Genomic DNA, 8,157 nt, shown 5'->3' on the forward strand with positions numbered 1-8,157 from the left:
GGGCCCTTCTCGTCTGTACGTGGTCGCGCTACGGCAGCTGCGCCGCCCGCGCCTCCCGGCTCTCACGCCGGTTGCCGCGGAAGGTGTTCACCCGACGGGCCGTCGCGAAGAGGGGGATCACGGCGCCCATCACGACCTGGAGCGCGCATCCGGTCTGGAGCAGGAACTGTCCGCCCGGAGCGTCGAAGGCCCAGGCCGCCAGCATGCCCATCGCGCCGACGATCCAGCTGAGCATCGCCACCGCGAGGACGCCCCGCGGCTTGGGGTACTCGACCCGGCTCACCATCAGCCAGGCGACACCGATGATCGCGAGCAGCGTCGGGATGAACGGCAGCTCCAGGAGCACGATCGAGACCACTGTCAGCGCGCCGAAGGGGCTCGGCATGCCCTGGAACATGCCGTCCTTCATGGTCACGCAGGAGAATCTCGCCAGCCGCAGCACCACCGCGAGCAGCACCACGATCGCGGCGACCGCCGAGACCTTCTGCTGCGCGCCGGGCGTGACCATGCCGTACACGAGTACGAAGTAGGCCGGGGCCAGACCGAAGCTGATCAGGTCCGAGAGGTTGTCGAGCTCGGCGCCCATCGGGGAGGAGCGCAGCTTGCGCGCCACGATGCCGTCGAACAGGTCGAAGATCGCCGCGGCCAGCATGAGGATGACGGCGGTGGCGGCGCTGTTGCGCGCCATGCCGGTCTCCGTGCTGCCCGTGAGGTGCGGGATGAGGATGCCCGTGGTGGTGAAGTACACCGCCATGAATCCACACGTGGCGTTACCGAGCGTGAGGGCGTCCGCTATGGACAGCCTCAACGACAGCGGCATCTCCTCGGCCTCTTCGGACCCTTCCGTGTCGGTGCCGGCGACCCAGTCGGCGGCCCGTGTGTCGGGATCAATCACGGTCAATGCGAGTCACCCCCGCTGTGGTGGCCTGGCCGACCTCGACGGCGACCTCGACACCCTCGGGGAGGTAGATGTCGACGCGCGAGCCGAAGCGGATCAGACCGATGCGGTCACCCTGCTCGACCTTGGTCCCCTGCGGGATGTACGGCACGATGCGCCGGGCGACGGCGCCCGCGATCTGCACCATCTCGATGTCGCCGAGCTCGGTGTCGAAGTGCCAGACAACGCGCTCGTTGTTCTCGCTCTCCTTGTTGAACGCCGGGACGAACCCGCCGGGAACGTGCTCCACGGACGTCACGGTGCCGGCCAGCGGCGCGCGGTTGACGTGGACGTTCAGCGGGCTCATGAAGATGGCGACCCGGGTGCGCCCGTCCTTCCACGGCATGATGCTCTGCACCACACCGTCGGCGGGGGAGATGACCCGGCCCTGAGCGATCTCACGCTCGGGGTCGCGGAAGAACCACAGCATGCCGGCCGCGAGCGCGGTGGTCGGCACGGCGATGGCCGCGGCCCGCCTCGACTTGCGCGCGCGCACGAGGCTGAGCGCCGCGGTGGCGACGGTCGGCAGAAGCCACGGCGATGCTCCGCGCGCAATGCGTACGCCCGTGAGGCTGTCGCGGTGTGCAGAGGTTTGGCTGTGGGGCATGGATGACCTTCGTAGCGGATGATGCCGCACTGGCAACGGGGGACGGCGGCTTTCCCTCGATGCTATCGGTTGCGGGGCGCAACTGGGTAAGCCAGGAACCGAGTCGACGGCCGGAAGACGAACACAGGGTGTGATCTTCTTCGCGGCCGAAACGACTCAAAACCGACAATCAACCCTGGAATCGGTACTCCTCGAGCAGCCGACGACCAATGATCATTTTCTGGATCTCGGCGGTACCTTCACCGATGAGCAGCATCGGCGCCTCGCGGTAGAGGCGCTCGATCTCGTACTCCTTGGAGAACCCGTAGCCGCCGTGAATGCGGAAGGCATCCTCGACGACCTCCTTGCAGTACTCGGAGGCGAGGTACTTCGCCATCCCTGCTTCGAGGTCGTTTCGTTCCCCGGAGTCCTTTTTGCGTGCTGCATTCACCATCATCGCATGAGCGGCCTCGACCTTGGTAGCCATCTCGGCCAGCTTGAACTGAATCGCCTGGTGCTGAGCGATCGCCTTGCCGAAAGTGTGACGTTGCTGGGCATACGAGACACCGAGCTCGAAGGCACGCTGAGCGACGCCGCAGCCACGGGCCGCCACGTTCACCCGGCCGACCTCGACGCCGTCCATCATTTGGTAAAACCCTCGGCCGGTGACCCCGCCGAGGACCCGATTGGCCGGAATGCGCAGTCCGTCCATGATGAGCTCGGTGGTGTCGACGCCCTTGTAACCCATCTTGTCGATCTTCCCGGGGATGGTGAGGCCGGGGCGGACCTCTCCGAAGCCGGGCTCCTTCTCGACGAGGAAGGTCGTCATCGACTTGTGGGGGGCGGTGCCCTCCGGGTGTCCTTCGTCACTTCGGACGAGAACGGCGACCAGCGTTGACGTTCCGCCGTTGGTCAGCCACATCTTCTGGCCGTTCAGGACGTACTCGTCGCCGTCCTTGACCGCCTTCGACGTGATCGCCGACACGTCCGAGCCGAGGCCCGGCTCCGACATCGAGAACGCGCCACGCGTCTCGCCGGCCGCCATCCGCGGAAGGAAGTAGTCCTTCTGCTCCTGGGTGCCGTGCTGCTTCAGCATGTACGCCACGATGAAGTGCGTGTTGATGATGCCGGAGACCGACATCCAGCCACGCGCGATCTCCTCCACGCACAGCGCGTAGGTGAGGAGCGACTCACCCAGACCCCCGTACTCCTCGGGGATCATCAGACCGAAGAGGCCGAGCTCCTTGAGCCCGTCGACGATCTGCTGGGGGTACTCGTCGCGGTGCTCCAGCTCGGTGGCGACCGGGATGATCTCCTTGTCGACGAACTCCCGGACGGTCTTGAGGATCTCCTGCTGGACGTCCGTGAGCCCGGCGGTCTGGGCGAGTCGGGCCATGGCTACTTCTCCGTCTTCTTGGCGGGCTCGATCAGCTCGGGGCGGCCGGGCTGCTCGCCGCCGCGCTCCTTGATGTACGTCTCGGTGGGGACCATCACCTTGCGGCGGAAGACGCACACGAGGGTGCCGTCCTGCTTGTAGCCCTTGGTCTCGACGTAGACGATGCCGCGGTCGTTCTTCGACTTCGACGGGGTCTTGTCGAGGACCGTGGTCTCGCCGTAGATCGTGTCGCCGTGGAAGGTCGGCGCCACGTGCCGCAGCGACTCGATCTCCAGGTTGGCGATGGCCTTGCCGGAGACGTCCGGCACGGACATGCCGAGCAGCAGCGAGTAGATGTAGTTGCCCACGACGACGTTCCTGCCGAAATCCGTCGTGTTCTCGGCGTAGTTCACATCCATGTGCAGCGGATGGTGGTTCATCGTCAGCAGACAGAAGAGGTGGTCGTCGTACTCGGTGACGGTCTTTCCGGGCCAGTGCTTGTACACGGCACCGACTTCGAACTCTTCGTAGGTGCGGCCGAACTGCATGGTGCTACGCCTCCGGGATCTCGAACTTGCTGGTGCGCTGCATGCCGGCGGCGCGGCCCTTGCCGGAGATGACCAGGGCCATCTTGCGGGAGGCCTCGTCGATCATCTCGTCGCCGAGCATCGCGGAGCCCTTCTTCCCGCCGGCCTCGGACGTGTAGTAGTCGTACGCGTCGAGGATCAGCTCGGCGTGGTCGTAGTCCTCCTGCGAGGGCGAGAAGATCTCGTTCGCGGCGGCGACCTGGTCCGGGTGCAGCACCCACTTGCCGTCGAAACCGAGGGCGGCGGCGCGCCGCGCGACGGCCTTGTAACCCTCCTGGTTGCGGATCTGGAGGTAGGGGCCGTCGATCGCCTGGAGGTTGTTGGCGCGGGCGGCCATCAGGATGCTCATCAGGATGTGGTGGTACGCGTCCGCCGGGTAGCCGGGCGGCTGCTCGCCCACGACCAGCGACTTCATGTTGATGGAGGCCATGAAGTCGGCCGGGCCGAAGATGATCGTCTCGACGCGCTGGGAGGCCTGCGCGATCGCGTTGACGTTGTTCAGGCCCTGGGCGTTCTCGATCTGCGCCTCGATGCCGATCTTGCCGACCTCGAAGCCCATCGTCTTCTCGATCTGGGTCAGCAGGAGGTCGAGCGCCACGATCTGCTGGGCGTCCTGGACCTTCGGCAGCATGATGCAGTCGAGGTTCTGGCCGGCGCCCTCGACGACGGTGACGACGTCACGGTACGTCCAGTGGGTCGTCCAGTCGTTGACGCGGACGACCCGGGTCTTGCCGGTCCAGTCGCCCTCGTTCAGGAACTTCACGATGGTGTGCCGGGCCTCGGGCTTGGCCAGCGGGGCGCACGCGTCCTCCAGGTCCAGGAAGACCTGGTCGGCGGCGAGGCCCTGGGCCTTCTCCAGGAAGCGCGGGTTGGAACCGGGGACCGCCAGGCAGGAGCGGCGCGGACGCAGGCGGTTCACGGGGCTGGTCATGCGGGGACCTCCGTACTTTCAAGGGGGTGGAGCTTGTTCGCTGTCCGGATCTCGTCGACGATACGTCCGATGATCTCCGTGATGCCGAAGTCCTTCGGTGTGAAGACGGCGGCCACACCCGCACGCTTCAGTTCTGCGGCGTCGGCGTTCGGGATGATCCCGCCGACGATGACGGGCACGTCGGCCGCGCCCGCCTCGCGGAGGCGGTCGAGGACGTCCGGGACCAGCTCGGCGTGCGAGCCGGAGAGGATCGACAGGCCCACGCAGTGCACGTCCTCCGCGAGGGCCGCGTTCACGATCTGCTCGGGCGTCAGCCGGATGCCCTGGTAGACCACCTCGAAGCCGGCGTCACGCGCGCGGACGGCGATCTGCTCGGCCCCGTTGGAGTGCCCGTCCAGGCCCGGCTTGCCGACGAGCAGCCGCAGCCGCCCGACGCCCATCTCCTCGGCGGTCCGCGCCACCTTGTCCCGTACCAGGGCCAGCGGCGTGCCGGCCTCGGCCGTCACCGCGACCGGGGCGGAGGACACGCCGGTCGGGGCGCGGAACTCGCCGAAGACGTCCCGCAGCGCCCAGGACCACTCCCCGGTCGTGACGCCCGCACGCGCGCACTCCAGGGTGGCGGCGAAGAGGTTGCCGTCACCGGCAGCCGTCGCCTTCAGCGTCGCCAGGGATTCCTGGGCGCGGGTCTCGTCGCGGTTGTCGCGCCACTCGTGGAGGGCCGCGACCACCCGCGCCTCGTTCGCCGGGTCCACCGTCATGATGGCGGTGTCCAGGTCGGCGGTGAGGGGGTTCTCCTCGGTCGCCTGGAAGATGTTGACGCCGATGATCTTCTCGTCGCCGGCCTCGATCCGGGCGCGCCGCTCGGCGTGCGAGGAGACGAGCTGCGACTTGAGGTAGCCGGACTCGACGGCGGCCATCGCGCCGCCCATCTCCTGGATCCGGTCGATCTCGGCCAGGCACTCCTCGACGAGCGAGTCGACCTTGGCCTCGATGACGTGCGAGCCGGCGAAGATGTCCTCGTACTCCAGGAGGTCGGACTCGTGGGCGAGGACCTGCTGGATGCGGAGCGACCACTGCTGGTCCCACGGCCGGGGCAGACCGAGCGCCTCGTTCCAGGCGGGCAGCTGCACGGCACGCGCGCGGGCGTCCTTGGAGAGGGTGACGGCCAGCATCTCCAGGACGATCCGCTGGACGTTGTTCTCGGGCTGGGCCTCGGTCAGACCGAGCGAGTTGACCTGCACGCCGTAGCGGAACCGGCGCTGCTTCTCGTTCTCGATGCCGTACCGCTCGCGGGTGACCTTGTCCCAGATGCGGCCGAAGGCGCGCATCTTGCACATCTCCTCGATGAAGCGGACGCCCGCGTTCACGAAGAAGGAGATGCGGGCGACGACCTCGCCCTTGCGGTCCTCCGGCACCTGGCCCGAGGCGAACACCGCGTCGAGCACGGCGATCGCGGTGGACATCGCGTACGAGATCTCCTGGACCGGGGTGGCCCCGGCCTCCTGCAGGTGGTAGCTGCAGATGTTGATCGGGTTCCACTTCGGGATGTTGTTCACCGTGTAGGTGATCATGTCCGTCGTGAGGCGGAGGGAGGGGCCGGGCGGGAAGACGTGCGTCCCGCGCGACAGGTACTCCTTCACGATGTCGTTCTGGGTGGTGCCCTGGAGCCGGGTGACATCGGCACCCTGCTCCTCGGCTACCACCTGGTAGAGCGCCAGGAGCCACATCGCCGTGGCGTTGATGGTCATCGAGGTGTTCATCTGGTCCAGGGGGATGTCCTGGAACAGCCGCCGCATGTCACCGAGGTGCGAGACGGGGACGCCGACCCGGCCGACCTCGCCGCGGGCGAGGATGTGGTCGGGGTCGTAGCCCGTCTGCGTCGGCAGGTCGAACGCGACCGAGAGGCCGGTCTGACCCTTGGCGAGGTTGCGCCGGTACAGCTCGTTGGACGCCTCGGCGGTCGAGTGACCGGCGTACGTCCGCATGAGCCACGGCCGGTCCTTCTGGCGCTCAGTCATCTATGGTCCCGGGCTCAGATGTTGCGGAAGCGGTTGATGGCGTCGATGTGCTGGGCGCGCAGTTCCGGGTTGCGGACGCCGAGGCCCTCCTCGGGCGCGAGCGCGAGGACGCCGACCTTGCCCTGGTGCAGGTTGCGGTGGACGTCGTAGGCGGCCTGGCCGGTGTCCTCCAGGGAGTAGACCTTCGACAGGGTGGGGTGGATCTTGCCCTTGGCGATCAGGCGGTTGGCCTCCCACGCCTCGCGGTAGTTGGCGAAGTGCGAGCCGATGATGCGCTTGAGCGACATCCACAGGTAGCGGTTGTCGTACTCGTGCATGTAGCCGGAGGTGGAGGCGCAGGTGGTGATGGTGCCGCCCTTGCGGGTGACGTAGACGCTCGCGCCGAAGGTCTCGCGGCCCGGGTGCTCGAAGACGATGTCGATGTCCTCGCCGCCGGTGAGCTCGCGGATGCGCTTGCCGAAGCGCTTCCACTCCTTGGGGTCCTGGGTGTGCTCGTCCTTCCAGAACTTGTAGCCCTCGGCGTTGCGGTCGATGACCGCCTCGGCGCCCATCGCCCGGCAGATGTCGGCCTTCTCGGGGGAGGAGACGACACAGATCGGGTTGGCGCCGCCGGCCAGGGCGAACTGCGTGGCGTACGAGCCGAGTCCACCGCTCGCGCCCCAGATGAGGACGTTGTCGCCCTGCTTCATCCCGGCGCCGTTGCGGGAGACCAGCTGGCGGTACGCGGTGGAGTTGACGAGGCCCGGGGACGCCGCCTCCTCCCAGCTCAGGTGGTCGGGCTTCGGCATCAGCTGGTTCGACTTGACCAGCGCGATCTCCGCGAGGCCGCCGAAGTTGGTCTCGAAGCCCCAGATGCGCTGCTCGGGGTCGAGCATCGTGTCGTTGTGGCCGTCCGAGGACTCCAGCTCGACCGAGAGGCAGTGCGCGACGACCTCGTCGCCGGGCTTCCACGAGTTCACGCCGGGTCCGGTGCGGAGCACGACGCCCGCGAGGTCGGAGCCGATGACGTGGTACGGCAGGTCGTGGCGCTTGCTGAGGTCGCTGAGCCGGCCGTAGCGCTCCAGGAAACCGAAGGTGGAGACGGGCTCGAAGATCGAGGTCCAGACCGAGTTGTAGTTCACGGAGCTGGCCATGACCGCGACGAGGGCCTCGCCCGGGCCGAGCTCGGGCACCGGCACGTTGTCGAGGTGCAGCGACTTGCGCGGGTCCTTGTCGCGGCTGGCGAGCCCGGCGAACATCTCCGCCTCGTCCTTGTGGACGGTGATGGCGCGGTACGACTCGGGGAGCGGGATGTTCGCGAAGTCGGCGGACGTGGAGTCCGAGGACTGGATCGCGTCCAGGATGTCCTTCACGGGGTTGCCTCCGGCGGTGCGGCGTCCTGAGGGGGGACGCGCTGAGGGTTACGTCTGGGGCTGCTGCTGTGGAGGTGTGCCGTCGGTTCGGCGGGGTGGTGCGGGCTGCGCCTGGTGGGCGCGGTGGGTGCCTGTGACGCAGGCGTCCGGGCGCACGTTCACGATCGCTTGTGGGGACAGCCGGCGCACGAGGAGACCTCTGCGCGCCGGCCGCCCGGACACCTTCAACGTATGGCACGCCGTGTCACGTGACAAGGCACTGCGTGCCAACAATTTCACTCATATGCAATCTGCCGGTCACATGTGAGCGATGATCGATCGAATCGCAGGTCAAAACGGGCGAAGGCCGCCCCGAGAGGGGCGGCCTTCGC

The 8,157-nt window shown here is 67.6% G+C and carries 7 protein-coding genes; all 7 read right to left on the reverse strand.

Features of this window, described 5'->3' with window-relative positions:
- Window positions 1-28 precede the first annotated feature (28 nt).
- On the reverse strand, window positions 29-895 hold the full coding sequence (pssA, locus tag ACFQ79_RS39360) for a CDP-diacylglycerol--serine O-phosphatidyltransferase (protein ID WP_383592902.1): 867 nt from the start codon (window positions 893-895) through the stop codon (window positions 29-31).
- A complete protein-coding gene (locus tag ACFQ79_RS39365; protein WP_015037483.1) occupies window positions 888-1,544 on the reverse strand; it encodes a phosphatidylserine decarboxylase in 657 nt (218 codons plus the stop codon). The genes pssA and ACFQ79_RS39365 overlap by 8 nt, the downstream gene beginning before the upstream one ends.
- Window positions 1,545-1,713: 169 nt before the next feature.
- Window positions 1,714-2,919 carry an acyl-CoA dehydrogenase family protein gene (locus ACFQ79_RS39370; protein ID WP_015037484.1) on the reverse strand — a complete coding sequence of 402 codons (1,206 nt, stop codon included), beginning with the start codon at window positions 2,917-2,919 and terminating at the stop codon, window positions 1,714-1,716.
- A gap of 2 nt (window positions 2,920-2,921) precedes the next feature.
- Window positions 2,922-3,446 carry a MaoC family dehydratase gene (locus ACFQ79_RS39375; protein ID WP_209497594.1) on the reverse strand — a complete coding sequence of 175 codons (525 nt, stop codon included), beginning with the start codon at window positions 3,444-3,446 and terminating at the stop codon, window positions 2,922-2,924.
- Window positions 3,447-3,450: 4 nt separating this feature from the next.
- A complete protein-coding gene (locus ACFQ79_RS39380) occupies window positions 3,451-4,416 on the reverse strand; it encodes a CoA ester lyase (RefSeq protein ID WP_073907415.1) in 966 nt (321 codons plus the stop codon).
- Complete coding sequence (locus ACFQ79_RS39385) at window positions 4,413-6,434, reverse strand: protein meaA (RefSeq protein WP_383592895.1); 2,022 nt, start codon at window positions 6,432-6,434, stop codon at window positions 4,413-4,415. The genes ACFQ79_RS39380 and ACFQ79_RS39385 overlap by 4 nt, the downstream gene beginning before the upstream one ends.
- Window positions 6,435-6,448: 14 nt before the next feature.
- Window positions 6,449-7,786 (reverse strand): crotonyl-CoA carboxylase/reductase, encoded by a 1,338-nt coding sequence (gene ccrA, locus ACFQ79_RS39390; RefSeq protein WP_383592899.1) that lies wholly within the window; start codon window positions 7,784-7,786, stop codon window positions 6,449-6,451.
- Window positions 7,787-8,157 lie beyond the last annotated feature (371 nt).

Origin of the sequence: Streptomyces sp. NPDC056480, from assembly GCF_042795405.1 — a bacterium.
Classification (GTDB): domain Bacteria; phylum Actinomycetota; class Actinomycetes; order Streptomycetales; family Streptomycetaceae; genus Streptomyces.

Excerpts from the sequence above, each read along its gene's own strand:
- ACFQ79_RS39365 (WP_015037483.1), bottom strand. The coding sequence starts at position 1,544 with ATGCCCCACAGCCAAACCTCTGCACACCGCGACAGCCTCACGGGCGTA.
- ACFQ79_RS39370 (WP_015037484.1), bottom strand. The coding sequence starts at position 2,919 with ATGGCCCGACTCGCCCAGACCGCCGGGCTCACGGACGTCCAGCAGGAG.
- ACFQ79_RS39375 (WP_209497594.1), bottom strand. The coding sequence starts at position 3,446 with ATGCAGTTCGGCCGCACCTACGAAGAGTTCGAAGTCGGTGCCGTGTAC.
- ACFQ79_RS39380 (WP_073907415.1), bottom strand. The coding sequence starts at position 4,416 with ATGACCAGCCCCGTGAACCGCCTGCGTCCGCGCCGCTCCTGCCTGGCG.
- ACFQ79_RS39385 (WP_383592895.1), bottom strand. The coding sequence starts at position 6,434 with ATGACTGAGCGCCAGAAGGACCGGCCGTGGCTCATGCGGACGTACGCC.